We start from the raw sequence: 24,294 nt of genomic DNA, 5'->3' as shown, positions 1-24,294 counted from the left end.
GCTCTTGATGGCTGCTCATCCACCCCCTCCCCGCTTGACTCCCTCTCCCCGCCCGCGCAAAGCGGGTCGCATGAATGCCTCGCCCTCCCCATCCGTCCCGCCGGCCGGCTCGGCCGGGCTAGATGCGCTGCGGACGCTGCTGGAACGGCCCATTCCGGCGGTGATGGGAGTGCTCAACATCACCCCGGACTCCTTCTCCGACGGCGGCGAGTTCATCGCGCCCGAGCAGGCGCTCGCGCGGGCGCGGGCGATGATCGCTGATGGCGTCGACATCATCGATATCGGTGCCGAGTCCACCCGGCCCTACAGGGGCGCCAAGGCGGTCACGGCGGACGACGAGCTCGCCCGGCTCAAGCCGGTGCTGGCGGGCGTGGTTGCACTCGGCGTGCCGGTCTCGATCGACAGCATGAAGGCGGAAGTGGTGGCCTTCGCGCTCGATCAGGGCGCGGCGATCGCCAACGACGTCTGGGGCCTGCAACGCGACGCCGCGATGGCCCCCCTGGTGGCCGCAAGAGGCGTCCCCGTCATCGTCATGCACAACCGCGACGACGCCGATCCCGCCATCGACATCATCACGGACATGAAGACGTTCTTCCTGCGTTCGCTGGATATCGCCGCAAAGGCCGGCATTGCGCGCGAAAAAATCGTGCTCGATCCCGGCATCGGCTTCGGCAAGACCGCCGAGCAGAGCATGACCGCGCTGGCGCGGCTGCGCGAATTCGAGATGTTCGGCCTGCCAATCCTCGTTGGTGCCTCGCGAAAACGCTTCATCGCCTCGGCGTCGCCGTCCGAGCCGAAGGAGCGGCTCGCCGGCTCGATCGCCGCGCATCTGATCGCCGCGCAGCGCGGCGCAAAAATCATTCGGACCCATGACGTCGCCGAGACCTTGCAGGCCTTGCGGGTCGCGAACGCAATCGAGGGCAAGCAATGACCGATACGATCTTCGTCACCGGCCTGTCGATCCATGCCCGCCACGGCGTGATGGATCACGAGACCGAAGTCGGCCAGCGCTTCGTCATCGATCTCGAACTCTATACCGACCTGTCGGAGCCCTCGCGCAGCGACCGGCTCGCCGATACGGTCTCCTACGCCGACGTCGTGGCGACGACGACGGCGGCATTCAAGAACACCAATTACAAGCTTTTGGAGCGCGCCGCCGGCGCGGTGGCCGACGCCATCCTGTCCAACTTCCCGCGCATCCGCGCCGTGAAGATCACCGTGCACAAGCCGCATGCGCCGATCGCCGCGATCTTCGACGACGTCGGCATCATGCTGACGCGCTCGCGGCACCCCTGATGGCAAGCGTCCTGATCGCGCTCGGCGGCAATGTCGGCGATGTCCGCGCGACGTTCGCCAAGGCGATCGCGCATATCTGCGGCGTGGCGCAAGGTGCGCTGATCGCGCGCTCCTCCGACTACGCGACGCCGCCCTGGGGCGACGAGGACCAGGCCCCCTTCATCAATGCCTGCATCGAGATCGAGACCAGTCTCGATCCGCACGCGCTATTGTTCGTGCTGCAGAAGGTCGAGCAGAAATTCGGTCGCACGCGTGACAAGGAACGGCGCTGGGGCCCGCGCACGCTCGATCTCGACATGATCGCCTATGACGACGTGTCCTTGCAGAAGCCCGATCTGACCCTGCCGCATCCGCGCCTGTTCGAGCGCGCCTTCGTGCTGGTGCCGCTGGCCGAAATCGCGCCGGAGCGCGTGATCTCAGGCATTCGTGTGCGTGACGGCCTCGCCAGCGTCTCGACGCAAGGCATTGAGCGGCTTCCGGATACCGGTTAACCAAAAACAACCGTTTGCAGGGACGGTCCGCCGTGGCAATTTCGCCTGCGAATAACAAGATTTTCGGGAGCCCCTCGCCGCATGACCTCCGTGACTGACGACCTGCCGCTGGCGGCGGATTTTCCTCAAGCAACCGTCGAAGACTGGCGCAAGCTGGTCGATGGCGTGCTGAAGGGCGCGCCGTTCGAAAAGCTGGTCGGCAAGACCTATGACGGCCTGAAGATCGAGCCGCTCTATCCGCGCGCCAAAGGCGTTGCGCCGGTGGTGGGGCGGCCGGCCGCCGCGCCCTGGCAAATCATCCAGCGGATCGACCATCCCGATGCGGCGCTCGCGAATGCCCAAGCGCTGACTGATCTGGAGAATGGCGCGACCGGGCTCGCTCTGGTGTTCGCCGGCGGCAGCGGCGCTCATGGTTTCGGCCTGGAACCTTCGGCGGATGCGGTCGCAAAAGTCTTGAAGGACGTTCATCTCGATGCCGGCATCGGCCTCGAGCTCCAGATCGGTCCGCAATCGCGGATGGCGGCGATCCATGTCGCGGAATATGTGAAGAGCCGGGGCCTCGATCCCGCCGCCTGCGACATCCGCTTCGGGCTCGATCCGCTCGCGGCCGGCGCGGTGTGGGGCCACAGTCCCTATACCTGGGAGGAGATTGCTCCGGCCGTCACCGGCGCCATCAAGGGGCTCGCCGGGCTCGGCTTCAAGGGACCGTTCACCTCGGCCGACGGGCGCGTGATCCACGACGCCGGCGGCTCCGAGGTGCAGGAGCTTGCCTTCGTGCTCGCCTGCGGCGTGGCTTACCTGCGCGCGATCGAAGGCGCCGGCATTCCTCTGGAACAGGCGCAAGGCATGGTCTATGCGCGGCTTGCCGCCGATGCCGATCAGTTCCTGACCATGGCCAAATTCCGCGCACTGCGGCTCTTATGGGCTCGCATCGAGACGGCCTGCGGGCTGACGCCAAAACCGCTGTTCATCGCCGCCGATACCGCCTGGCGCATGCTGACGCAGCGCGACCCCTACGTGAACATGCTGCGGGCGACCATCGCGACGTTTGCCGCCGGGCTCGCCGGTGCCAACGCGATCACCGTGCTGCCGCACACGCTGGCGCTCGGCCTGCCTGATCCGTTCGCGCGGCGCGTGGCCCGCAACACGCAAGCCTTGCTGCTGGAAGAAAGCAACCTCGGCAAGGTCAGCGATCCTGCGGCCGGCGCCGGCGGCATCGAGACGTTGACCGCGCAGCTGTGCGAGGCCGCGTGGGCGCTATTCCAGGAGAGCGAGACAGCCGGCGGCGCCTTCGCCGCGCTTCAGCAAGGCCTGTTTCAGAGCAAGGTCGCGGCCGCGCGAAAGGCGCGTGACGCCAACATCGCAAAACGCCGCGACGTGCTGACCGGCGCCAGCGAGTTTCCGAACCTGCACGAGAGCGAAACGAAGGTGCTGAAAGCGACGCCGGTCGCGCTGGCACCGTATGGCGAGCAGAAATACAAGTTTGACGCGCTACCGCCGATCCGGCTTGCGCAACCGTTCGAGGCGCTGCGCGACAAGTCCGATGCGGCGCTCAAGTCGCGCGGCGCGCGGCCAAAAGTATTTCTGGCCAATCTCGGCACGCCCGCCGATTTCACGGCGCGCGCGACCTTCGCCAAGAGCTTCTTCGAGGCCGGCGGTATCGAGGCCGCGGACAGCGAGGGCTTTGCCGATCCGGCCAAGTTGGCTGCCGCCTTCAAGGCGTCCGGCGCGGCGCTTGCCTGCCTTTGTTCCAGCGACAAGCTCTATGCGGAACACGCGGAAGCTGCGGCGAAGGCCCTGCAAACGGCGGGCGGCAGACATATCTATCTGGCAGGCCGCCCGACCGATGCCGAGGCGGCCCTGCGCGCGGCCGGCGTCACCGGTTTCGTCTTCGCCGGCGGCGATGCGCTTGCGACACTGCAGGACGCCTATCGACCGGATGGAGCAGGCATGACCGACACCTCTAAACCCGTTCTCACCGGCGGCTGCCAATGCGGCGCAGTACGCTTTGGAGTCATGACGGCACCGAACAAGATTTCGATCTGCCACTGCCGGATGTGCCAGAAGGCCAGCGGCGCGCCGTTCGCCTCCTTCGCCGACATCAACAAGACGGACTTTGCCTGGACCAAGGGACAGCCGTCGTTCTTCCGCTCCTCCACCATCGCCGAGCGCGGCTTTTGCCCCGCCTGCGGCACGCCGCTGAGCTTTGGCCGCATCGACGGCGACCGGGTCGAGATCATGACCGGAGCCTTCGACCGCCCCGACCGGGTGATCCCGACGCGGCAGTTCGGCACTGAATCCCGCCTCGGCTGGGTGGTCGGCATCGCCAACCTGCCGAGCCAGACGACGCAACAGAATTACGGACCGGAGAAGATGGCGACCATCGTCAGCCATCAGCATCCGGATCATGATTGATGATATGGTTGAAGCCATGAGCCGCATTCCGAATTTCGCTAACGTCGCCTTCGAGAGGGCAACCACAGCAGCGCCCGCCGGCAGCGCCGACCCCTGGCTGACGCCCGAGGGAATTCTGGTGAAGCCCGCTTATGGCGAGGCCGATCTTGCCGGGCTCGACTTCCTCGAGACCTATCCCGGCATCTCGCCCTATCTGCGCGGCCCCTACCCGACCATGTACGTCAACCAGCCCTGGACGGTCAGGCAATATGCCGGCTTCTCCACGGCGGAGGATTCCAACGCGTTCTACCGCCGCAACCTGGCGGCCGGACAGAAGGGCCTTTCGGTCGCCTTCGATCTCGCGACCCACCGCGGCTATGACAGCGATCATCCGCGCGTCGGCGGCGACGTCGGCATGGCCGGCGTTGCCATCGATTCCATCTACGACATGCGCACGCTGTTCGCGGGGATTCCGCTCGACCAGATGAGCGTGTCCATGACCATGAACGGCGCGGTGCTGCCGATCCTCGCGCTCTATGTCGCGGCCGCCGAGGAACAGGGCGTGCCGCCGGAGAAGCTGTCGGGCACCATTCAGAACGACATTCTGAAAGAGTTCATGGTGCGCAACACGTACATCTATCCGCCCACGCCCTCGATGCGGATCATCTCGGACATCTTCGCCTACACCTCGCAAAAGATGCCGAAATACAATTCGATCTCGATTTCCGGCTATCACATGCAGGAGGCCGGCGCGACGCAGGACCTCGAGCTTGCCTATACGCTCGCCGACGGCGTCGAATATTTGCGCGCCGGCCTTGCCGCGGGCCTCGACGTCGACCGCTTCGCGCCGCGCCTGTCGTTCTTCTGGGCGATCGGCATGAACTTCTTCATGGAGGTCGCCAAGCTGCGCGCCGCGCGCCTGCTTTGGGCCAAGCTCTTGAAGCCTTTCAACCCTAGGGATCCACGCTCGCTCTCGCTGCGCACACACAGCCAGACCTCGGGCTGGTCGCTGACCGCGCAGGATGTCTTCAACAACGTGATGCGCACCACCGTCGAGGCGATGGCGGCGACGCAAGGCCACACCCAGTCGCTGCACACCAACGCGCTCGACGAAGCGCTGGCACTGCCAACCGATTTCTCGGCGCGCATCGCCCGCAACACCCAGCTGTTTCTGCAGCAGGAGAGCGGCACCACCCGCATCATCGACCCCTGGGGCGGCTCGTATTATGTCGAGCGGCTCACGCGCGACCTCGCCGCGAAGGCCTGGGCCCACATCCAGGAGGTCGAGGAACTCGGCGGCATGGCCAAGGCGATCGAGGCCGGCCTGCCGAAGCTGCGTATCGAGGAAGCTTCCGCCAAGACGCAGGCCCGCATCGATGCCGGCAAGCAGGCGGTGATCGGCGTCAACAAGTACAAGCCGACCGACGAGATGCCGATCGACATCCTGAAGGTCGACAACACCAATGTCCGGCGCCTGCAGATCGACAAGCTGACGCGGCTGAAGAGCGAGCGCAGTCAGAAGGACGTCGATGCCGCGCTCGCCGCGATCACGCGTTCGGCCGGTGAAGGCAACGGCAATCTGCTCGCGCTCGCCATCGACGCGGCGCGGGCCAAGGCGACCGTCGGCGAAATCTCGGACGCAATGGAGAAGGTCTTCGGCCGGCACCGCGCCGAGATCAAATCCATCACCGGCGTCTACAAGCGGGAGGCGTCCAGCATGGGTAACCAGGTCGAGAAGGTTCAGGCGCTGATCGACGCGTTCGAGGAGGCTGAAGGCCGCCGCCCGCGCATTCTTGTCGCGAAAATTGGCCAGGACGGCCACGACCGCGGCCAGAAGGTGATTGCGTCCGCGTTTGCCGATATCGGCTTCGACGTCGATATCGGGCCGCTGTTTGCGACCGCCGACGAAGCGGCGCGGCAGGCGGTCGAGAACGACGTCCACATCCTCGGCGTCTCCTCGCTCGCAGCTGCCCATCTCACCGCCGTGCCGGAGCTGAAGGCCGCGCTGAAGAAGCAGGGCCGGGACGACATCATGATCATCGTCGGCGGCGTGGTGCCGCCGCAGGATTACGATGCGCTCTATGCCGCCGGGGCCGAGGCGATCTTCCCGCCGGGCACCGTGATCGCGGACGCGGCGGAGGAGCTGATCCGCAAGCTGAACGCACGGCTGGGGCATAGCGAGGCGGCGGAGTAGCCGTCGCCGTCGATCTTCCGACAAGAAGGATTTTGCGTGATGTGTCTCGCGCCAACGTTCATGCGCGCGCTCGCTGTCGCCACGGTTTGCAGCGCGCTGTTCGGCTCCGCCCACGCGGCCGACCCCAAGCCCGACGCCATCATCAACAACAAAAGCATCGAGGCTCGTATCTTTCTCGACGACAGGATCAAGGCGGATGCGCCGCTCGCGGCCGATTGCCTGGCTGAAGGCAAGAAGTGGCTCGACAAGAACGCCTCCGAAGCCGCCGCCTCGCGCAAGGCCGATCCGCAGTTCTTCAAAGAAGGCGGTTGGGACTTTGAGCGCAAATATACGATCCGCTCCGTCGTTGCCGACCGCTATGTCAGCGTCCTCCGCAACGACTACATGAACACCCATGGCGCGCATCCCAACTCGGACGTGAACACGATCCTGTGGGACAAGGCCGACAACAAGCGGATCTCGATCCGCCCGTTCTTCACCGAGACCGCCGACAACGGTGCGACCATGAAGGCGATGGTGAAGGCCATCATCACCTCGCTCCGAACCGAGAAGAAGAAGCGCGACGCCGGCGAGACCGCGACCGACGAATGGTTCAAGGAGCTGAAGCCGAGCCTGCTGAGGATCGGCGCGGTGACGCTCGCGCCCTCGACCGAGGCGGGCAAGAGCTCCGGCCTCAGCTTCCACTACCCGCCCTACGCCGTCGGTCCCTACGCCGAGGGCGCGTATGTCGCATTCGTGCCGTGGGAGACGCTGAAGCCTTACCTCACCGCGGAAGGCACGCGCATCTTCGGCGGCGCGCGTCCGAAAGGCGACGCGGACGCGCCGTGAGCGATCGCTAACTGGCCCGAGCCAGCGTCCGCGCAAGCGAATCCGTCCAACCGGGAATCCAGGACGCAAACAGGGCTTGCCAGCGATCAGCGTCCGCAGGTTCGGTATCGAGCGCGACCGACCATTCGATGAGGGTACGGTCGCCCTCGGTGATCGGGCGCAGATGCATGGTGCCTTGGTAGCGCGTCGGCGCCGGCGTCTGGCTTCCGTCATCTTGCGGATAGGGAAACGCTTCGAGACCGGCATAGGTCAGGGTGTGCTGCCGGTCCGAGTGATCGACGAGGCGTTGGCGGATCCAGTTTCCGAGATAGCAGAAGCGTCTGATGGCGCCGACTTCATCGCCGCGCTTGTCGTCTTCGATCACGCTCTCGCTCACGCCGTCGATATAAGCGGGATAATTGTTGAAATCGCGGATCAGCGACCAGACTTCGTCTAGCGGGCGGTCCAGCACGGCGCTGTAATAGGCTTGGGTCATCGATGGCTTGCCTTTGGCTTTGGTTACGCGCTCAGATTGACGGCGCGTGCGGGCAAAACCCACCCGATTTCCGACTGCCCATCCGACGGGCCTGCAGTTTTCACACAACACGTCGATCTCGTTGGTAGCGCTACCTTGCGGCGGCGCTGCAAAGCCGACTAGAATGTCGCCATTGACAAGAGCGCCCGACGTCACGGGCGCCGCTGGGAGGCATTCAATGTCCAAGATTTCGCGCCGCACCTTTGCGGCTTCAACGGCCGCAGTCGCGGCATCCGCCGCATTCGGCTTCAAGCCCGCGCTCGCACAAGCCTATCCGGCCCGTCCGGTCACCGTGATCGTTCCCTGGGGCGCTGGCGGCGGAACCGATGCGACCGCGCGCATTGTCGCCGCGCTGCTGGAAAAGGACCTCGGCCAGCCCTTCAACGTGGTCAACCGCACCGGCGGCTCCGGCGTGGTCGGCCATAGCGCGATCGCGACCGCTCAGCCCGACGGCTACACCATCGGCATGCTCACCGTCGAAATCTCGATGATGCACTGGCAGGGCCTCACCGAGCTGACGCCGAAGAGCTACACGCCGCTGGCCCTGATGAACGAGGACCCCCCGGGCATCCAGGTCTCCTCCTCCTCGCCCTACAAGACGGTCAAGGAGCTCGCCGAGGCGATCAAGGCCGCCCCTCCCGGCAAGTTCAAGGCTTCGGGCACCGGCCAGGGCGGCATCTGGCATCTGGCTCTGGTCGGCTGGATGCAGGCGATGGGCCTGCCCGCCAACCAGGTCGCCTGGGTGCCGTCAAACGGCGCGGCGCCCGCGATGCAGGATCTCGCCGCGGGCGGCCTCGACCTCACCACCTGCTCGGTGCCGGAGGCGCGTGCCATCATCGAGGCGGGCAAGGCGAAGAGCCTCGCCATCATGGCGCCCGCGCGCAATCCGGTCTTCAAGGACGTGCCGACGCTGAAGGAGGCGATGGGCATCGACTACGCAACCGGCGCCTGGCGCGGCATCGGCGCACCGAAGAACCTGCCGCCGGAGATCGCGACCAAGCTCACCGCGGCCCTGAAGAAAGTCTACGAATCCGCCGAGTTCAAGGACTTCATGAGCAATCGCGGCTTCGGCACTGTCTGGGGCGATGCCACCCAGTTCGCTGGCTTCATGGACAAGGGCGACGCCCAGATGGGCGAAGCGATGAAAGCGGCGGGTTTGAGCAAGGCGTGATCCGGTACTGCGACGCTCAGATCGCCTTTTCCCGCGCTTGTCTGCCGAAGCCTTGGCGAAGGCGGATGCGGGGGAGATGTCGAATTCGAGCTTCGCTCGAATTCGGGTGAGGGGGAGCCTTCACGAGTCCAACTCTCACCGCTCTCGCGGAGACTCCCCCTCACCCCAACCCTCACCCCGCAAGCGGGGCGAGGGAGAACTTCTCTCATAGGACTTCTCTCATGCGTCTTCCCGACTCCGTCACGGGATCGTTTCTCGTTGTGCTCGGCGCGGCGGCTGCCTATGGCGGCTGGATCTTGCCGCCGGTACCGGGGCAGCCGGTCGGCCCCAACGTGTTTCCGCTGGTGATCGGCACGGGGCTAGCGCTGTGCGGGCTCGCCATCGTGTTCGGGATCGGCCACTCCTTCGAGGAGGAGGAAGAGTTGATCCCGCTGGAGGACGGCCAGGCAGCCGCGCCGCCACCGCAAGGCAAGCTCTACGGCCTGCGCGCCCTGCTGCCGCCGGCGTTGCTGCTGTTTTACGTGGCCGCAGCCGACCGGCTCGGCTTCATCATCACGGCGGCGATCATGGTCTACATCACCTCCACCGCGTTAGGGGCCAAGTGGAAGCTGGCGTTGCCGCTCGCCGCGCTCTCGCCGTTCGCCATTCACCTCATCTTCGGCAAGCTGTTGCGCGTGCCGCTGCCTGCCGGCCTGTTGCCGACGCCCTGGTAATCCCATGTTGAAAACCCTGCTTGACGCGTTCGCGCTGATCTCCACCTGGGAGGTCATCATCGCGATGTTCGCAGCCTCCGTGTACGGCCTCGTGATCGGCTCGCTGCCGGGCCTGTCGGCAACCATGGCAACCGCCCTGCTCGTCCCCGTGACCTTCTATCTGTCGCCGATCGCGGCCATTGCGACCATCGTCGCGGCGTCCTCGATGGCGATCTTCTCCGGTGATATCCCGGGCGCATTGCTGCGCATTCCCGGCACGCCCGCCTCCGCCGCCTATGCCGACGAGGCCTACGCCATGACCCGCAAGGGCCAGGCCGAGCTCGCGCTCGGCGCCGGCGTGTGGTTCTCCGCCGTCGGCGGCATCGCCGGCGTGCTGTCGCTGATGATTTTGGCGCCGCCCCTTGCCGAGATCGCGCTGTCGTTCTCGACCTACGAATATTTCTGGCTGGCGCTGCTCGGCCTGATGTGCGCCACCTTGGTCGCGCGCTCCTCGCCGGTGAAGGCGATCGCCGGCATGTTCCTCGGCCTCTTGGTCTCCTGCGTTGGCATCGAGAATCCCGGCGGTGTGCCGCGCTTCACCTTCGGCATCACCGATCTGTTCGGCGGCATCGAGCCGATCCCGGCGCTGGTCGGCGTGTTCGCGGTGGCGCAGGTGATGCGCGCGATGCTGACGCCCGAGCCGCCGCCGCTGCCGCGACGAAAATTCGGAAGCATCATGGCCGGCCAGTGGAAGCTGACCAAGATGTATCACTGGCAGATGACGCGCGGGAACATCGTCGGCATCATCATCGGCGTGCTGCCGGGTGCCGGCGCCGACATGGCCGCCTGGGTCTCCTACGCGATGTCGAAACGCTTCTCCAAGGAGCCTGAAAAGTTCGGCACCGGCCATGTCGAGGGCCTGGTCGAGGCCGGCGCCAGCAACAATGCCAGCATTGCCTCGGGCTGGGTGCCCTCGTTGCTGTTCGGCATCCCCGGCGACACCATCGCCGCGATCGCGATCGGCGTGCTCTACATGAAGGGCCTCAATCCGGGCCCGACGCTGTTCACCGAGAAGGCGTCGAGTATGTACGCGATCTACCTGATGTTCATCATCGCGAACATCATGATGATCCCGCTCGGCATCGCCATGATCCGCGTCGCAGCCTATATCCTGCTGGCGCCGCGCTCCACCGTGATGCCGATCATCATGCTGTGCTGCGCGGTCGGCTCGTTCGCGATCGGCAACAACATGTTCGGCGTCGTCACCGTCGCCGCCTTCGGCGTGATCGGCTATGTCATGGAGGCGAACGGCTATCCCGTCGCCGCCATGGTGCTCGGCATCGTCATGGGCACCATGGTCGAGCAGGCCTTTGTCACCTCGCTGATCAAGTCCGACGGCAGCATCCTGCCGTTCTTCGAACGTCCGGTCGCGGCCATCCTCGCCGCCATGGCGATCGGCGCCTTGCTGTGGCCGGTGATGGTGTGGGTGTGGCGCAAGGTGAAACAGCCGCAGACGGCGGCGGCAGCATCCCGGTGATATCGGGCGGGCGGCCCTCGCCTGCCTCCCCCGGGCGTTGTAAAGCAGGGCATGACTGAGAAGAAGGCCTCGCTGGACATCAAGACCCTCGCCAAGGAGCTTCGCGCCGGCAGCCGCGCCGCACTGGCGCGGGCGATCACGCTGGTAGAGAGCCGGCGTGGCGACCATCAGGCGCTGGCGCGGGAGCTGGTGCAGATGCTGCTGCCCGACACCGGCAAGGCGTTTCGCGTCGGCATCACGGGATCGCCCGGCGTCGGAAAATCCACCACGATCGATGCGCTCGGCACTTACCTGATTGAGCAAGGCAACAAGGTCGCCGTGCTCGCGGTCGACCCGTCCTCGGCGCGCAGCGGCGGCTCGATCCTCGGCGACAAGACGCGAATGGCGCGGCTGTCGGCCTCGGATGATGCCTTCATCCGGCCCTCACCGTCCTCGGGCACGCTCGGCGGCGTCGCGGCCAAGACGCGCGAGGCCATGCTACTCTGCGAAGCCGCCGGCTTCGACGTCATGCTGGTCGAAACCGTCGGCATCGGCCAGTCCGAGACCGCGGTCTGCGACATGACCGATTTCTTCCTGGCCTTGATGCTGCCGGGCGGCGGCGACGAATTGCAGGGCATCAAGAAGGGCCTGGTCGAGCTCGCCGACATGATCGCGATCAACAAGGCCGACGGCGACAATCTCAAGCGCGCCAAGATCACCGCCGCCGATTATCGCGGCGCGCTGCACATCCTCAGCCCGCGGTCCGAGCATTGGCATCCGCCGGTTGAGACCTATTCGGCGCTGACCGGCGATGGCATCGCAAAAATCTGGCAGAAGGTTTTGGATCACCGCAGGGCGATGAACGCATCCGGCGACTTCGCCGCGCGGCGGCGCGATCAGCAGGTGAAGTGGATGTGGTCGATGCTGGAGCAGCGCATGCTGGCGCGGCTGCGCAGCGAGGCATCGGTGCGGACGAAAGTCCGGAAGATCGAGGCTGAAGTCGCTGGCGGCCATCTCACGCCCGCACTCGCCGCCGAGCAGATCTTGGGGTTGCTGCAATGAGCGAAAAACTCCGCATTCTCCTCACCGGTTTCGAGCCGTTTCCCGGCGCACCCTATAATCCGACGCAGCCGCTGGTCGCGCGGCTGGCGCAAGTGCGCCGTCCGGCGCTCGACGATGTCGCGATCTCCAGTCACATTTTCCCGGTCACCTATGCCGCGGTCGACCGGCAATTGCCGGAGGTGCTCGCGAAAGTGAGGCCGGATGCGCTTCTGATGTTCGGCCTCGCTGCGCGCACGCCTTACCTGCGGATCGAGACCCGCGCCCGCAACGCCGTCACCATGCTCTGGCCCGATGCCGCCAACACCCGCTCCAGCAAGCGCGGCATCGCCGACCACGCGGAGGCAATGACGTTCGGCCCGCACACGGCAAGACTGCTGCGCGCCGCGCGCCTGACCGGCATCGATGCACGGCCCTCACGCGATGCCGGCGCCTATCTCTGCAACTATCTGAGCTGGCGCGCGATCGAGACCATGAAGGCGGGTGGTCCGCAGCTTGTGGCGTTCATCCATATTCCCCTGCTCGCGCGCAGCGGCGCGGTGCGCCGCAAGGGGGCGCCGCGCATCACGCTGGAGGAGCTGGTGGATGCAGGAGAAGCGATGCTGATGGAGATGGTGCAGTTGTCACGGAAAGAGCGGAACACGCCGGTTTCGTAGGGTGGGCAAAGGCGCACTTGCGCCGTGCCCACCATCTCGTTCCATCTGCCTTCAGATCGTGGGCACGCTTCGCTTTGCCCACCCTACGGCACTTCTGTCTGCGTAAACATTTAACCCTACCGCGAACAATCCTCACGACCCCGGCCGCGCTGCGCTACCTAATCCGCGCGGACGCCCGCGTCCGCCGGAGGACGCGTCATGGACCTCAATCGCCGCCATCTCATCGGAGCTTCCACCGCCGGCATCGCCGGCGCGCTTGCCATGCCGGCCGACGCCGCGCGCGCCGCGCCGTTGACGTCCCTGCTCGGCCGCGATGCCACGCAATACGGCGTCAGGCCCGGTAGCAGCGAGGATCAGACCCGGGCGCTCCAACGTGCAATCGATGAGGCCGCGCGGGCGCAGATGCCGCTGACGTTACCGCCCGGCGTCTACCGCAGCGGGCTGCTGCGGCTGCCGAACGGCGCGCAACTGATCGGTGTGCGCGGAGCGACGAAGATTCTCTTCACCGGCGGCGCCTCGGCGATCCAGAGCGACGGCTCTGGCTCCATCGGCCTCACCGGCATCACCTTCGACGGCGGCAGCATTCCGCTGCCGACGCGCCGCGGGCTGATCCACGTTCTCGGCGGACGCGACGTCCGCATCGCCGATTGCGAGATCATGAATGCGGGCGGCAGCGGGATCTGGCTCGAGCAGGTGTCCGGCGAGATCTCCGGCAATATCTTCACTGACATCGCGGTGACGGCGGTGGTGTCGTTCGATGCCAAAGGCCTCAACGTCTCTCGCAACACGATTCTCGGCACCAACGACAACGGCATCGAGATCCTGCGCACCGCGATCGGCGACGACGGCACGCTGGTCACTGACAACCGCATCGAGAACATCAAGGCCGGGCCCGGCGGCTCCGGACAGTACGGCAACGCCATCAACGCCTTCCGCGCCGGCAACGTGATCGTGCGCGGCAACCGCATCAGGAACTGTGATTACTCGGCGGTGCGCGGCAACTCCGCCTCGAACATCCACATATCAGGCAACAGCGTCAGCGACGTGCGCGAGGTCGCGCTCTATTCCGAGTTCGCCTTCGAGGCGGCAGTGATCGCCAACAACACCGTGGATGGCGCCGCCGTCGGCGTCTCCGTCTGCAATTTCAACGAAGGCGGCCGCATCGCGGTGGTCCAGGGCAACATCATCCGCAATCTGATCCCGAAGCGCCCGATCGGCACCGCGCCGGACGACGACGCCGGCGTCGGCATCTACATCGAGGCCGATTCATCGGTGACCGGCAACGTGATCGAGAACGCACCGTCCTACGGCATCGTCGCCGGCTGGGGCAAATATCTGCGCGACGTCGCGATCACCGGCAACGTGATCCGCAAGGCACTGGCGGGTGTCGGCGTCTCCGTCGTTCCGGGCGCCGGCATCGCGCTGGTCAACAACAACATGATCTCGGAGACCCCGCGCGGCGCCGTGGTCGGCCTCGATCACGCCCGTGCCGTGACCTCGGATCTGTCAGCAGACGGCGCGCAACGGTTTGCGCAGGTGGTGCTCGGCGGGAATGCGGTGCGAAGGTAGACTTGGCTGACAGACGGGCCGTTCATCCTTCGAGGCTCCCGATGGGGCGCGACGCGCCCCATCACTCGCGCCTCAGGATGACGGGATACCCTGAGGTTGTCGCATCAAAACTTGACAACCCAAACACCGCCGTCATCCTGAGGTGCGAGACACGTGGCGCAACGCGCCACGTGGGGAGCCTCGAAGGATGATGTTGTGGGCATCTATGTCCTACATGCTGCGATGCGCGGATGGCTCGTTTTACATTGGAAGCGCGACCGGCGAGGACTCGTCAAAGCGCGTCGATGAGCACAATGCCGGTGCTTATCCCGGATATACCTATTCGAGGCGGCCTGTCGTCCTGGTCTGGTCCGAATATTTCGATCGGATTACTGACGGCATTCCCGCCGAGCGGCAGCTCAAGGGAGGGAGCCGCGCCAAGAAGGAAGCGCTCATTCGATCGGATTGGGAGGCCGTGAGCCAGTCTGCACGGCGACGCGGGGGAATGCCGAGGTCGAAGAAGTAAGCGCGGTCTGGCGGCAGACGGGCCGTGCATCCTTCGAGGCTCCCGATGGGGCGCGACGCGCCCCATCACTCGCGCCTCAGGATGACGGAACCAGAGGAGTGGCAGCCTCTCTTCTGCCCTCGCCCACCTCCTTAGAACGCGTTCCTGAGCAGCGGGTACTTGGCTTCCAGGCCGTCCAGGCTGAGGGTGAATTCGACGACGCGGTCGGGGGCTGCGACGATTTCGGCAGCGGGCGGGGCGAACTGCGGCAGGAGCGCTGCCATTGCAGCGGGCGCGGCGCCCGGCGGCCTCACAACAGGCGCGGTGAGCGGCGCCATCGTGGCGGGCGGGGCGAGCGGTGACCTTACGGCAGGTGCGGTGAGCGGTGCCCTCGTTGCGGGAGCCCTCAGCGGTGGCATCTCGGCAGGCGCGGTGAACGAGGCCATCGCGGCAGGCGCCGCGAGCGGTGCAGGCGTGGCGAACGGCGCGATCGGGGCTTCGGTGATCTCCGCCAGAACGTCCGGCTTCGGATCGAACCTGACCGGCACGGCGGTCTCGGGGGCGATGTGGACGGCCTTCGGCTGCACGGTCTGCGCCTGCTCGCGCGGAAACACGCGGGGCATCGTCGCCGGCGACCAGCCGAATGCGGGCGTCACGCTCGCAGCCGCCTCGGCGACGTCCCCGCCGGTCGCAAGCGCGCGCCAGGTCTGGACGGCCCGCTTGGCTTCCTGGATGTTTTCGAGGAATGCGATCTCGGAATGATAACGGCGCCAGCGGCCGGTCTCGAACATTTCGGACAGATGTTGCAGCCGCTGCTCGGCGAGAGCGCACCAGCGTGCCGCGATGTCGCGGCCAACGGCAACGGCGCGAACGGACGCGCAATCAGACTCTTGGCGATGTGTCATGAACCAGCCCGTCAGGGGAAAACACGGACGCGGGAGACGCAACGCACACGAATCAATTTAGACGCGACATGAATATTTTGTGGAAAAGTTTTGTCTTGTCCAGCAACGACACCGCATTCGTCATCAATCACCGTAGTCGTGCGGAGATTTGCTGTGTTTTCGAGTCAAGCTTCGCACAAGCATAACGGGCTTGCGCCGTGTTGCTCGAGCGACAGCCATGGACGCCGACGCGATCTTTCAACCGCAAGCTGAACGCTTTGCGAGACTTCAAAGAATCGGACGCCTAGATTGTTGTTTTGACGCGTTTTTTTGCGCGAACCGGTACCCACTGCGCTCGAAAACGCTCTGAAAAGAAAAGACCCGTCCGGGGGGACAACCGGACGGGTCGAGCCATATGGGCGCTTGGGGTGGATGGGCGCTCGCGCCTAATATGACTGATGGGGAGGGATGACCGCTCCCACATAATTTGGTCGTGGCAACTTGGCTGAACGTTCAATGCGGCGTTTGCTTTTTTGACCTTCGGTCCGCGCGCATCTTTGTCGCAGCCGCTATCGCGCCGCCGGCCTATCCGCCTGAGAAATCGTGGATTTATCGTCGGCACTCGACAGCGAGGGTTGTTCGATCGCGCGGCTGCCAGGTCCGTCGCGACGCGTTCCGGCATCTTCACGTTTTGTTGTACCGGACGCAGCCGCAACCGGCGTCGCACTGTTGGCGGGAACAGCCATGACCGCGGCGAACGCATCGGTCTGGCCGTCGCCGAAAAGCTCGTCACGCCCGGGGGAGCCGAGATCGCGCGCGGTCTTCGCCAGGGTCATGCGCAGCGCCTCCGGCTTCAAGGCGTAATTGCGCTCGAGCAGCAACGCCGCGACGCCGGAGACATAGGCAGCCGAGAACGAGGTTCCCGACGTCATCTGGTATTTGCCGTCCGGCGCCGGCAGGAAGATGTCGACCCCGGGCGCCGCGACGGCGATGTAGTTGCCACGGTTGGACGCGGTGAACAGCCTGTCCTGCTGGTCGGTGGCGCTGACCGCGATCACGTTGGGATTGGCGGCCGGATAGAGCGGCGGCGATTTGGCGCCGGCATTGCCGGCGGCCGCAATCAGCACGAGGCCGCGCGCGGCGGTCGCCGCGATGGCGCGCTCGATCACCGCGTCCTTTGGGCCGGCAAAGCTCATATTGACGATCTGCGCGCCGTGCTCGGCGGCGTAATTCAGCGAGCGCAGGATGATGTAGGAGGAGCTCTCGGCGCCGCCGTTGGTGCCGCCGAAGGCACGGATCGCGATGATGCGCGCCTCGGGCGCGCTGCCCATCAACCGGTCATGCGCTACGATGGCGCCGGCGATGCCGGTGCCGTGGATGTGCGGCCCCTCGGCGCTGCCGAGCGCATCGAAATTGTCGGCGACGGAATTGGCAAGCTCGGGATGCCTGACGTCGATGCCGGAGTCGATCACGGCAACCGTGACGTTGGCACCATGCGCCAGCGTGTGCGCCTGCGGCAGGCGGAGTTTTGTCAGTGCATATTGCGCAGGATCGCCTTCGCTCGGCGTCGCCGATTTCTGGTCCTGGAGCACATAGCGGAAGTTCGGCTGGACCGAACGCACGCTGGCGTCGGCCGCGAATTCACGCCGCACCGTCTCGGTGGGCCGGCCATCGGTGATGCGGAACAGACCGAACGTCGCCCCGATCAGCGGGAAGCTCTCCGAAGAGACACGCGTCAGACCGTGCCGGCGGGCCAGCTCGTCGGCATCGCCGGGCGACAGCGCGCCATCGATCTCGGCGACGAATTCGTTGGCGAAGCTGCGCGAGGTGACCGCAACCGGCGTGTTGTTGCCACGCCCCTTGCCGGCGCTTTTCTTGCCTGATTTTCCAGTGCCCTGGCCGCCTGCGATCGGCTGCCCTGTGCACTCGCCGTCAGCATCACGATTGGGTGCGCTGCAGGATGGATACAGGCTCGGCGAATAGCGCGCATAGGGCAGCACCGGCGTCGTCGGCCGTATGCGCGACGTCGTGGTGTGGGGAATGGCCGCCATCGTCCGCGGGCCACGGTCGACACTGACCGCACGGGCGGCAACACTGGGGGTGATACGCGGGGCGATGCTCGGAGAGATGGTCGGCGTGCGCGAGGGCACGCTGATTGTGGGCGTGCGCATGATCGCCTGCGCCTGCGCAACCTCGACGCCGAGACCGGCGGCGATCAGAAGCACAGCGCCGACCGATGAAGCGTAGGCCCCGGCACGCACCCTGCTCTCGGACTTGCCTGTCATCGGCTTAGCGGCGCGCCTAGGGCGCCGCGACGGCGAGGTTGACGAACTTCTCGCGCTGCATCTTGCCGAGCAGCGAAGCGAGCTCGTCCTGGCTCATGGCCTTGTCGAACTGGAGGCGGAACATGCCGCCCTTGGCCCCATCGACGATCGAGGCGTGGTAGCTGTCGAGCAGCCCGGTGATATCGGCGATGCGCGCCTCGGGCGTGAAGCGCACCAGCGCGCGCGCCGGCGCAGCCGTGCTGCCAAGCTCGCGCGTGATCGGCGCGCTGGTCGAGAGCGAAGCGGTCTGGAAGGTCGCCGGCTGATTCTTCATCAGCACGGCGCCGATGATTCCGGCCTGCAGCATGAGCGCGACGGCACCGAAGCTCGCCGACCAGGCCAGCGTGCGCGGCGACAGGCTCGCGAAGAAGGTCGCGATGCGCGCCGACAGCGGCAGCGAGCCGCTCGCCCGCGCCGGCTCGGCGTCGATCGCGGCGAACAGCTTCTGCATCGCACGCGTCGACGGAGCACCCAGGCTCTCGTTGAGATGGATGGTCTCTTCGTACTCGCCGCGGATCGCGGCATATTGCTTGGCAAGCGCGGGATCGCGCGCCAGCGCTTCCTCGACACGGCGCGCATCGCGCGCGTTCAGCGTGCCGGCGGCGTGCCACGGCAGCAGCAGTTCAATTTCACTGGGCTCTTGCTCCAGCATCTTCTTGCTCAAAGCCATCATGGCCAGCCTCGCTCAATGCCGGCTGCCTTCAGCAGTTCGGCCAGTTTCTTGCGCGCATAGAACAAGCGCGTCTTCACGGTGTTCTCCGGTATCCCGACGATTTCGGCCACCTCTTCCACGGACTTCTCGTGGTAGTAGACGAGATCGACGATTTCCCGATGGTCGGGCGAGAGGCCCGTCAGACACTCCCGCAACGCCTCACTGGTATCCTTTTTCTGCACCGCCGTTTCCGGATCGTCGGACGTATCCTCGATCGCGTTGGCGGCCTCTTCGTCCAGTTCGAAATCCTTCCTGCGCCGGAGCGCAGACAGGGCTTTGAATCGGGTGATTGCCAGCAGCCAGGTGGAAACGGCGGATCGGCCCTCGAACTTCCCGGCTTGACGCCAGACGTCTAGAAACACCTCGCTGATGAGGTCTTCCGCCGCCTGCTCGTCCCGCACGAGCCTGAGACCGAACCTGTAAACCCTGACATGGTGCCGCCCGTACAGCACCTGCATGGCGAGCCGGTCACCTTGAGCGATCCTGGCGATGAGGACCTCGTCCGAAGCCGCCTGTGTCACGCTCAAAGGCCGTCTCGCAAAGTTGGTCGGGTCGATACGGCGGACGGTTCGACGCGGGGGGCAAAATTGTTCAAACTACCGCAGTCATACGTGCGCCTGTGTGATCCACCCCACATACACGCATTTTTCTTTTCCCGCCCGCGGCCGTCGGCCGCCACCATCCAGATCGGTAACATAATACTGAGATACTTCCCTGCGGATGCCTGTCCGGCACAGGCGGCCCGACCTCATCCGGTTCCATAGCAGCCGGTTCCATAGCAGCCCTGCACGACATATGTCTCGCCAAGCCGGCCTTTGGCTCGATTGGACCGCAAACGGATGCCTGATCACCGGTAAAATTTCTTCCGCTGGCCTATGACCTTGTTCCGTGCTGCACGGTTCGGATTCGGTTTCCAAGGATACCAAACCTAAAGGCTTGCCACGTAGATTTTTACGCTGAGATCCACCACTGGCGGGACCATGAGCACGGCCGCGACGTCCTTTCCCGAGAGGAATGCCGCTGAGGTCGCGGATCTCGTCCTCACGTCCGAGGCAGCGACCCCCGACGTTCTGGCGCGCCGGGTCCGCCAGCGCCGCCAGATGTATATCGGCCAGGTGGCGAGCTACTCGCTGGGCGCCTCGGTCCTGCTGCTCTACGCCTATGGCGGGGCGGTCTCGATGGTCGTCCCGTCGCTGTTCTGGCTCGGCGGCCTCCTGGTCATCGGCACCTTCACCGTGCTGTCGGAAGCCGGCTTCGGGGACCGGTTCCAGGATCATTATCTCACCGTCTTCCAGATCTCGGCGCATATGGCGCTGCAGCTGGTGTTTCTGCTCGCAGTGCCGACGGTCGGGGTCGCGTTCCTCGCCGTGCTGTTTCTGATCTTCGCGTTTGGCACGCTGCGGATGACTTCGAGCCAGGCGATGGTCACCTGGGGCCTTGCCACCTGTGGGCTTGGCTTGGTCTTCCTGGGCTCGGACCTGCCGATCGGACTGCCGGTTACGACCCGCCTGGAGCGAACCGCCTCAATGCTGTGCTTCGTGCTGGTGATCGGCCAGTGCGCCTTCCTCGGGCTGTTCGGCGCCACCCTGCGCAAGATTCTGTACCGGCGCAGCATCGAACTGAAGGCCGCCTATCAGCGCATCGAGGAACTGGCCGAGCTCGACGAACTCACCGGCTCCTACAACCGCCGCTGCATCATGCGCCTTCTCGACGTCGAGATCGAAAAGTCGCGGCAGACATCGACGCCTTGCGCGATCGCGCTGATCGATCTCGACTGGTTCAAGCGCATCAACGACGCCCACGGCCATCCCATCGGCGACGAGGTGCTGCGCACCTTCGCGATCACCATGTTCGCCAACATCCGCCCAGCCGACAGCTTCGGCCGCTATGGCGGCGAGGAATTCCTGCTGCTGCTGCCGGACACGTCGGGCGATGCCGCACAGCGCATGCTCGAGCGCTTGCGCAGTATCGTCGCCGATCTCGACTGGAGCGCATTCTCGCCGGGCATGCACGTGACCATTTCTGCGGGCGTCGTGACGCTGCGCGACGTCGATACTGCCGACACGTTTCTCGCGCGCGCCGACCGCGCGCTCTATTCCGCCAAGGCGCAAGGGCGCAACCGCATTGCAACGAGCTGACCAATCCATTTCTTCCCGGTGCGATAGAAGCCGACGCCGGACCGAACGCTCCAGGACAGGGCAATGAGATCCAAATCCGCGAGATCATCCGACAATCTGCTCGAGGAATTGCAGGCTGCGCTCTCGCACGGCACCGTCGCGCGCCGGGTCGAGACGCTGCGCCGCGTGACCGATCTCTTCGTGGGCAACGCGGTGGATTATTCCGACGACCACATCCGCGTGTTCGATGACGTGTTCCAGTGCCTGATCGAGCAGATCGAGATTTCGGCCAGGGCGCTGCTCGCCGACCGCCTCGCACCGATCGCGGCCGCCCCGCCGAACATCATCCGCACGCTCGCGCTCGACGAGGTCATCGAGGTCTCCGGCCCGGTGCTGTCGAAATCGGAGCGGCTGGACGAGACGACTTTGATCGAGATCGCGCGCACGAGGGGCCAGGCGCATCTCAAGGCGATCTCGCTGCGACGGGTGCTGTCGGAGGCGCTGACCGACTTGCTGGTGACGCGCGGCAACGAGGACGTGGTGCAGTCGACCGTCAGCAATCCCGGTGCGCGGCTCTCCGAGGGAAGCCTCACCGATCTCGTCACCCGTGCCGAACGCGACGACGACCTCGCCACCTGCATCGGCCTGCGGCCGGACCTGCCGCGTCATCACTATTTGAGGCTCGTCGCCAAGGCGTCCTCCAGCGTGCGCAAAAAGCTTGAGGCCGCGCATCCGGAGCTTGTGGACGAGGTGTCGAGCGTCGTCCAGGAAGTGGCCCAGCGGGTCCGCGCCGCCGCCATGACGAGGCAAACCGAGATGGCCCGTGCGCTGGTGAAGTCGCTGCACGAGGACGGCCGTCTCAACGAATTCCAGGTCACCACGTTCGCCGAGCAGGGCAAGTTCGACGAAACCAATGCGGGGCTCGCGGCGCTCGCGGCCGTCGCGGTCGAGACCGCCGAGACCATGATGATCGAAAGCCGCACCGAGGGCGTGATGATCCTCGCCAAGGCCGCGGGCATGTCCTGGCCGAGCGTGCGGGCCATCATCGCCATGCGCGAGAAGCTTTCAGGCGGCTCGCAGACCGACATGCTGACGCTACGCGACGCTTACGAGGCGCTCCGCAGCTCGACCGCACAGCAGGTGCTGCGCTTCCACCGCATGCAAAAGAGCACGACGCCGGCGGCCTGATGCCGGCTCGCTAGTAGCGCAGGACTTTGGATCCCACCACTGCTCCGATCGCCGTCACCAGCGCGGTCGCGATCGTGTACCAGGTCGCGACGAACAGCGGGGAGTCGTCGGTGCAGTGCGAAGCGTAGAGCGTCGCGGCAAGGCCGGCCGATACCAGGCCGGCGAGCGCGCCGGCGAGCGCGGGGCGCGAGGGCGCGCCATGGCGCAGGCCGAACAGCGCGCCCGCGAGCAGCGGCAGCGACATTGCGGGAATCGCGAACAGGCACACCCTGGAATTCTTGCCCATCAGCCGCATCGTCATCGGCATGGCCGGCGCCATCATCGCCTCGCTGCCGATCGCAACCGCAAGCAGCCCGACCGGAAGCAGCAACAGCCAGCCCCAGCCACGCAGCAAGGCTTCGGGACGCGACAGATGCAGGCTGACGATGATGGCGGGGATCGCGAGCGACAGCGTCACCGCGAACTTCATGTCGAAGAACGGGTTGCGCATCGCGCTCATCACGTCGTGACGCACGCCGAGGAACGTCGCGAAGATCAGGATCGACAAGGGCGCGGCCACCAGCAGCGCCATGGTCAGCACGGCGCCGACGCGCGGCACGCGATGGGCGTTGTCGGCAGCGAGCGAGCGAATGAGTTGATCGGTATCCATGACTAGTGGTCCCGCAGTTTGGCAGTGATTGCTGCAAGTCCGCGATGCAGTGCGACCCGCACCGCGCCTTCGCTCATCGAAAACTTCGCCGCCGTGTCCTTGATCGAGGCGCTCTCGACCGCGATCGACTGCAGCACGTCGCGCTGGCGCTGCGGCAGCGTGTTGAGCTGGGTTGCGACCTCACCCGCGGAGGCCGTCTCCTCCGGTGCCTCGCCCGGCAGCGTCTCGGCGAAATCGTCAATGTTGACGAAGATGCGTCTGCCGCGTCGCCTGAGCGCATCGATCAGCTTGTTGCGGCCGATCGCGAACAGCCAGGGCGCGAAGGGGGCCTCGCTGTCCCATGTGTGCCGCTTCAGGTGCACCGCCAACAGTATCTCCTGCACGATATCCTCGGCCTGGTCCGGAGGTTGCCCGGCCCGCGCCAAGCCACGCCTCGCCGCGGCGCGCAGCACCGGCGTGACCGCCTTCAACAGGCGATGATACGCCGCATCATCGCCTGCCATGGCCGACCGCATCAGGCCGGTCCATTCGTCCTCACGTCCGCGCACGCGCGCCCCTCACCATGCAATTCGGCCGTTCGTTCAATTTGTTACGCGGGCGCCTCAAGATCACGAATTCGTGATCAATGCCGGAACTCGCAACCGATACGGCCGGAAACGTCTGCGACGGCTCATAACACCGTTCGGGTCGCCCCGCACCCGGCGGCCGGCTGCATCGCCCCGCTTTGCCCCGTTTTCGCCCGGTGTAGCGCGAAGATTCCCCTTTTCTGCCCCGCTGTCGTCACGCCCCAGGGTCTCTGTTCGTTCCCGGGACGGGCGGAATTGGGGAGATCGTCAACATGATGAAAGCCAGCGGGCGCGCGGCGTTGATCCTTCTTGCCGGCCTTTTCGTGCTGTTCGGAGGCGTTGCACAGGCGGCGCCCGACCAAGCCACAAACGGCAAATCGGACAGCGCGGGCAAACAGGCTGACACGGCCAAGCCGAGCAAGCACCGGCGCCATGAGTCGCGCCGCACCAATAGCAGCAAGACGGCACAGAAATCCGACAAGAACGACGCCCCGGCCGAGGAGCCGAAGGCCAACACCAAGGCTGACAACGACATGCCGGCCTCGAACCAGATGCCGCCGGCGGTCGCCAACGCCAATGCGCAGCTCGCCGCCGCCGATACGCCGACTGCGGCTGCCGCCTCCGCGATGACGGACCGCGCCAACGGCAATGTCCAGGCAGCGGCCGATAACACCAACGCCGCGGCTGCCGAGGGCCAGGTTGTCGCGCCCGATCAGCTCAACGACATCGACCGCGCCCTGCAACAGGACAACTCGCCGGCGCAGAAGGCGGTGATTGCTGCAACCGAGGCGCAGCCCCGGCCGGCACCGGTGATGGCAAGCAGCCAGCAGAGCTCGGCCTGGGACCAGAGCTCCCTGATCGGCAAGATCTTCATTGGCGTCGGGACGCTGCTGACGCTGGCCTCGGCCGCGCGCATGTTCATGGCCTGATTGCCGGTTCCGGCAGGACGCGCGTCCTGCGCGTCCTGCGTCCCCGGCCCCCTTGAAGCCC

General features: G+C 65.8%; 23 protein-coding genes and 1 pseudogene. 17 read left to right on the top strand and 7 right to left on the bottom strand.

Annotation, left to right across the window (positions count from 1 at the left end; translation table 11 throughout):
* Positions 1-70 precede the first annotated feature (70 nt).
* The 7 genes and pseudogenes from folP to IVA81_RS12180 all read left to right on the top strand — a co-directional run bounded on the left by folP (position 71) and on the right by IVA81_RS12180 (position 7,203).
* Entirely contained in the window at positions 71-931 is an 861-nt protein-coding gene (folP, locus tag IVA81_RS12210; protein WP_247316712.1) for a dihydropteroate synthase, read from the top strand.
* A complete protein-coding gene (folB, locus tag IVA81_RS12205; RefSeq protein WP_247316710.1) occupies positions 928-1,296 on the top strand; it encodes a dihydroneopterin aldolase in 369 nt (122 codons plus the stop codon). The genes folP and folB overlap by 4 nt, the downstream gene beginning before the upstream one ends.
* Entirely contained in the window at positions 1,296-1,787 is a 492-nt protein-coding gene (gene folK, locus IVA81_RS12200; protein WP_247316708.1) for a 2-amino-4-hydroxy-6-hydroxymethyldihydropteridine diphosphokinase, read from the top strand. The genes folB and folK overlap by 1 nt, the downstream gene beginning before the upstream one ends.
* 81 nt (positions 1,788-1,868) lie before the next feature.
* Positions 1,869-3,741: pseudogene (locus IVA81_RS12195) on the top strand (methylmalonyl-CoA mutase family protein).
* Positions 3,738-4,202, top strand: a complete 465-nt coding sequence (locus IVA81_RS12190; RefSeq protein WP_346659388.1) for a GFA family protein — start codon at positions 3,738-3,740, stop codon at positions 4,200-4,202. Before IVA81_RS12195 ends, IVA81_RS12190 begins: the two are co-directional and overlap by 4 nt.
* Positions 4,203-4,218: 16 nt before the next feature.
* Positions 4,219-6,375: a methylmalonyl-CoA mutase gene (gene scpA, locus IVA81_RS12185; protein ID WP_247316706.1), complete on the top strand. Its 2,157-nt coding sequence runs from the start codon at positions 4,219-4,221 to the stop codon at positions 6,373-6,375.
* A 60-nt stretch (positions 6,376-6,435) separates the two neighbouring features.
* Positions 6,436-7,203, top strand: coding sequence for a DUF3298 and DUF4163 domain-containing protein (locus IVA81_RS12180; RefSeq protein WP_247316724.1), 768 nt, complete (start codon positions 6,436-6,438; stop codon positions 7,201-7,203).
* A 7-nt stretch (positions 7,204-7,210) separates the two neighbouring features.
* Here IVA81_RS12180 and IVA81_RS12175 read toward each other — a convergent pair whose 3' ends face one another.
* Positions 7,211-7,903 (bottom strand): SRPBCC family protein, encoded by a 693-nt coding sequence (locus IVA81_RS12175; RefSeq protein ID WP_247316697.1) that lies wholly within the window; start codon positions 7,901-7,903, stop codon positions 7,211-7,213.
* Here IVA81_RS12175 and IVA81_RS12170 point away from each other — a divergent pair.
* The 7 genes from IVA81_RS12170 (at position 7,896) to IVA81_RS12140 (ending at position 14,885) form a co-directional block, all read left to right on the top strand.
* Complete coding sequence (locus tag IVA81_RS12170) at positions 7,896-8,888, top strand: tripartite tricarboxylate transporter substrate binding protein (RefSeq protein WP_247316695.1); 993 nt, start codon at positions 7,896-7,898, stop codon at positions 8,886-8,888. The genes IVA81_RS12175 and IVA81_RS12170 overlap by 8 nt on opposite strands.
* A 221-nt stretch (positions 8,889-9,109) precedes the next feature.
* Complete coding sequence (locus IVA81_RS12165; protein WP_247316694.1) at positions 9,110-9,601, top strand: tripartite tricarboxylate transporter TctB family protein; 492 nt, start codon at positions 9,110-9,112, stop codon at positions 9,599-9,601.
* A gap of 4 nt (positions 9,602-9,605) precedes the next feature.
* Complete coding sequence (locus IVA81_RS12160; protein ID WP_247316688.1) at positions 9,606-11,117, top strand: tripartite tricarboxylate transporter permease; 1,512 nt, start codon at positions 9,606-9,608, stop codon at positions 11,115-11,117.
* Positions 11,118-11,168: 51 nt separating this feature from the next.
* Positions 11,169-12,158, top strand: coding sequence for a methylmalonyl Co-A mutase-associated GTPase MeaB (gene meaB / locus IVA81_RS12155; RefSeq protein ID WP_247316682.1), 990 nt, complete (start codon positions 11,169-11,171; stop codon positions 12,156-12,158).
* The gene (locus tag IVA81_RS12150; RefSeq protein WP_247316681.1) at positions 12,155-12,811 is read left to right on the top strand and encodes a pyroglutamyl-peptidase I; all 657 of its coding nucleotides are present in this window, start codon (positions 12,155-12,157) and stop codon (positions 12,809-12,811) included. The genes meaB and IVA81_RS12150 overlap by 4 nt, the downstream gene beginning before the upstream one ends.
* A 198-nt stretch (positions 12,812-13,009) precedes the next feature.
* Complete coding sequence (locus IVA81_RS12145; RefSeq protein WP_247316678.1) at positions 13,010-14,380, top strand: TIGR03808 family TAT-translocated repetitive protein; 1,371 nt, start codon at positions 13,010-13,012, stop codon at positions 14,378-14,380.
* A gap of 187 nt (positions 14,381-14,567) precedes the next feature.
* Positions 14,568-14,885 carry a GIY-YIG nuclease family protein gene (locus IVA81_RS12140; protein WP_247316676.1) on the top strand — a complete coding sequence of 106 codons (318 nt, stop codon included), beginning with the start codon at positions 14,568-14,570 and terminating at the stop codon, positions 14,883-14,885.
* A 131-nt stretch (positions 14,886-15,016) separates the two neighbouring features.
* Here IVA81_RS12140 and IVA81_RS12135 read toward each other — a convergent pair whose 3' ends face one another.
* The 4 genes from IVA81_RS12135 to IVA81_RS12120 form a co-directional block, all read right to left on the bottom strand.
* Positions 15,017-15,769: a TIGR03809 family protein gene (locus tag IVA81_RS12135; RefSeq protein ID WP_247316674.1), complete on the bottom strand. Its 753-nt coding sequence runs from the start codon at positions 15,767-15,769 to the stop codon at positions 15,017-15,019.
* Positions 15,770-16,317: 548 nt separating this feature from the next.
* The gene (locus tag IVA81_RS12130; RefSeq protein WP_247316672.1) at positions 16,318-18,033 is read right to left on the bottom strand and encodes a S8 family serine peptidase; all 1,716 of its coding nucleotides are present in this window, start codon (positions 18,031-18,033) and stop codon (positions 16,318-16,320) included.
* Between the two features lie 16 nt (positions 18,034-18,049).
* On the bottom strand, positions 18,050-18,745 hold the full coding sequence (locus IVA81_RS12125; protein ID WP_247316665.1) for a hypothetical protein: 696 nt from the start codon (positions 18,743-18,745) through the stop codon (positions 18,050-18,052).
* On the bottom strand, positions 18,742-19,311 hold the full coding sequence (locus IVA81_RS12120; protein ID WP_246931289.1) for a sigma-70 family RNA polymerase sigma factor: 570 nt from the start codon (positions 19,309-19,311) through the stop codon (positions 18,742-18,744). The genes IVA81_RS12125 and IVA81_RS12120 overlap by 4 nt, the downstream gene beginning before the upstream one ends.
* 453 nt (positions 19,312-19,764) lie before the next feature.
* On the opposite strand from IVA81_RS12120, the gene IVA81_RS12115 reads away from it, so the two are divergent.
* The gene (locus IVA81_RS12115; RefSeq protein ID WP_247316657.1) at positions 19,765-20,922 is read left to right on the top strand and encodes a GGDEF domain-containing protein; all 1,158 of its coding nucleotides are present in this window, start codon (positions 19,765-19,767) and stop codon (positions 20,920-20,922) included.
* Positions 20,923-20,985: 63 nt separating this feature from the next.
* Positions 20,986-22,089, top strand: a complete 1,104-nt coding sequence (locus tag IVA81_RS12110; RefSeq protein WP_247316655.1) for a DUF2336 domain-containing protein — start codon at positions 20,986-20,988, stop codon at positions 22,087-22,089.
* Between the two features lie 10 nt (positions 22,090-22,099).
* Here IVA81_RS12110 and IVA81_RS12105 read toward each other — a convergent pair whose 3' ends face one another.
* Positions 22,100-22,738: a DUF1109 domain-containing protein gene (locus IVA81_RS12105; protein ID WP_247316653.1), complete on the bottom strand. Its 639-nt coding sequence runs from the start codon at positions 22,736-22,738 to the stop codon at positions 22,100-22,102.
* A gap of 2 nt (positions 22,739-22,740) precedes the next feature.
* Positions 22,741-23,286, bottom strand: a complete 546-nt coding sequence (locus IVA81_RS12100) for a sigma-70 family RNA polymerase sigma factor (RefSeq protein WP_247316651.1) — start codon at positions 23,284-23,286, stop codon at positions 22,741-22,743.
* 290 nt (positions 23,287-23,576) lie between these two features.
* On the opposite strand from IVA81_RS12100, the gene IVA81_RS12095 reads away from it, so the two are divergent.
* The gene (locus tag IVA81_RS12095) at positions 23,577-24,233 is read left to right on the top strand and encodes a hypothetical protein (RefSeq protein WP_247316644.1); all 657 of its coding nucleotides are present in this window, start codon (positions 23,577-23,579) and stop codon (positions 24,231-24,233) included.
* Positions 24,234-24,294 lie beyond the last annotated feature (61 nt).

The sequence above is a fragment of the Bradyrhizobium sp. 141 genome, assembly GCF_023074055.1.
GTDB lineage: Bacteria > Pseudomonadota > Alphaproteobacteria > Rhizobiales > Xanthobacteraceae > Bradyrhizobium.
Note: the sequence above shows the minus strand (reverse complement) of the source record. Positions and strands in the feature narration are given on the sequence as shown.

Bases quoted from the DNA above. Each gene is read 5' to 3' on its own strand.
- IVA81_RS12145 (WP_247316678.1), top strand. From the start codon at position 13,010: ATGGACCTCAATCGCCGCCATCTCATCGGAGCTTCCACCGCCGGCATC.
- IVA81_RS12160 (WP_247316688.1), top strand. From the start codon at position 9,606: ATGTTGAAAACCCTGCTTGACGCGTTCGCGCTGATCTCCACCTGGGAG.
- scpA (WP_247316706.1), top strand. From the start codon at position 4,219: ATGAGCCGCATTCCGAATTTCGCTAACGTCGCCTTCGAGAGGGCAACC.
- folP (WP_247316712.1), top strand. From the start codon at position 71: ATGAATGCCTCGCCCTCCCCATCCGTCCCGCCGGCCGGCTCGGCCGGG.
- IVA81_RS12140 (WP_247316676.1), top strand. From the start codon at position 14,568: ATGATGTTGTGGGCATCTATGTCCTACATGCTGCGATGCGCGGATGGC.
- IVA81_RS12130 (WP_247316672.1), bottom strand. From the start codon at position 18,033: ATGACAGGCAAGTCCGAGAGCAGGGTGCGTGCCGGGGCCTACGCTTCA.
- IVA81_RS12170 (WP_247316695.1), top strand. From the start codon at position 7,896: ATGTCCAAGATTTCGCGCCGCACCTTTGCGGCTTCAACGGCCGCAGTC.
- meaB (WP_247316682.1), top strand. From the start codon at position 11,169: ATGACTGAGAAGAAGGCCTCGCTGGACATCAAGACCCTCGCCAAGGAG.
- IVA81_RS12115 (WP_247316657.1), top strand. From the start codon at position 19,765: ATGAGCACGGCCGCGACGTCCTTTCCCGAGAGGAATGCCGCTGAGGTC.
- IVA81_RS12105 (WP_247316653.1), bottom strand. From the start codon at position 22,738: ATGGATACCGATCAACTCATTCGCTCGCTCGCTGCCGACAACGCCCAT.
- IVA81_RS12095 (WP_247316644.1), top strand. From the start codon at position 23,577: ATGATGAAAGCCAGCGGGCGCGCGGCGTTGATCCTTCTTGCCGGCCTT.
- folK (WP_247316708.1), top strand. From the start codon at position 1,296: ATGGCAAGCGTCCTGATCGCGCTCGGCGGCAATGTCGGCGATGTCCGC.
- IVA81_RS12180 (WP_247316724.1), top strand. From the start codon at position 6,436: ATGCGCGCGCTCGCTGTCGCCACGGTTTGCAGCGCGCTGTTCGGCTCC.
- IVA81_RS12150 (WP_247316681.1), top strand. From the start codon at position 12,155: ATGAGCGAAAAACTCCGCATTCTCCTCACCGGTTTCGAGCCGTTTCCC.
- IVA81_RS12110 (WP_247316655.1), top strand. From the start codon at position 20,986: ATGAGATCCAAATCCGCGAGATCATCCGACAATCTGCTCGAGGAATTG.
- IVA81_RS12190 (WP_346659388.1), top strand. From the start codon at position 3,738: ATGACCGACACCTCTAAACCCGTTCTCACCGGCGGCTGCCAATGCGGC.
- IVA81_RS12125 (WP_247316665.1), bottom strand. From the start codon at position 18,745: ATGATGGCTTTGAGCAAGAAGATGCTGGAGCAAGAGCCCAGTGAAATT.
- IVA81_RS12165 (WP_247316694.1), top strand. From the start codon at position 9,110: ATGCGTCTTCCCGACTCCGTCACGGGATCGTTTCTCGTTGTGCTCGGC.
- folB (WP_247316710.1), top strand. From the start codon at position 928: ATGACCGATACGATCTTCGTCACCGGCCTGTCGATCCATGCCCGCCAC.
- IVA81_RS12135 (WP_247316674.1), bottom strand. From the start codon at position 15,769: ATGACACATCGCCAAGAGTCTGATTGCGCGTCCGTTCGCGCCGTTGCC.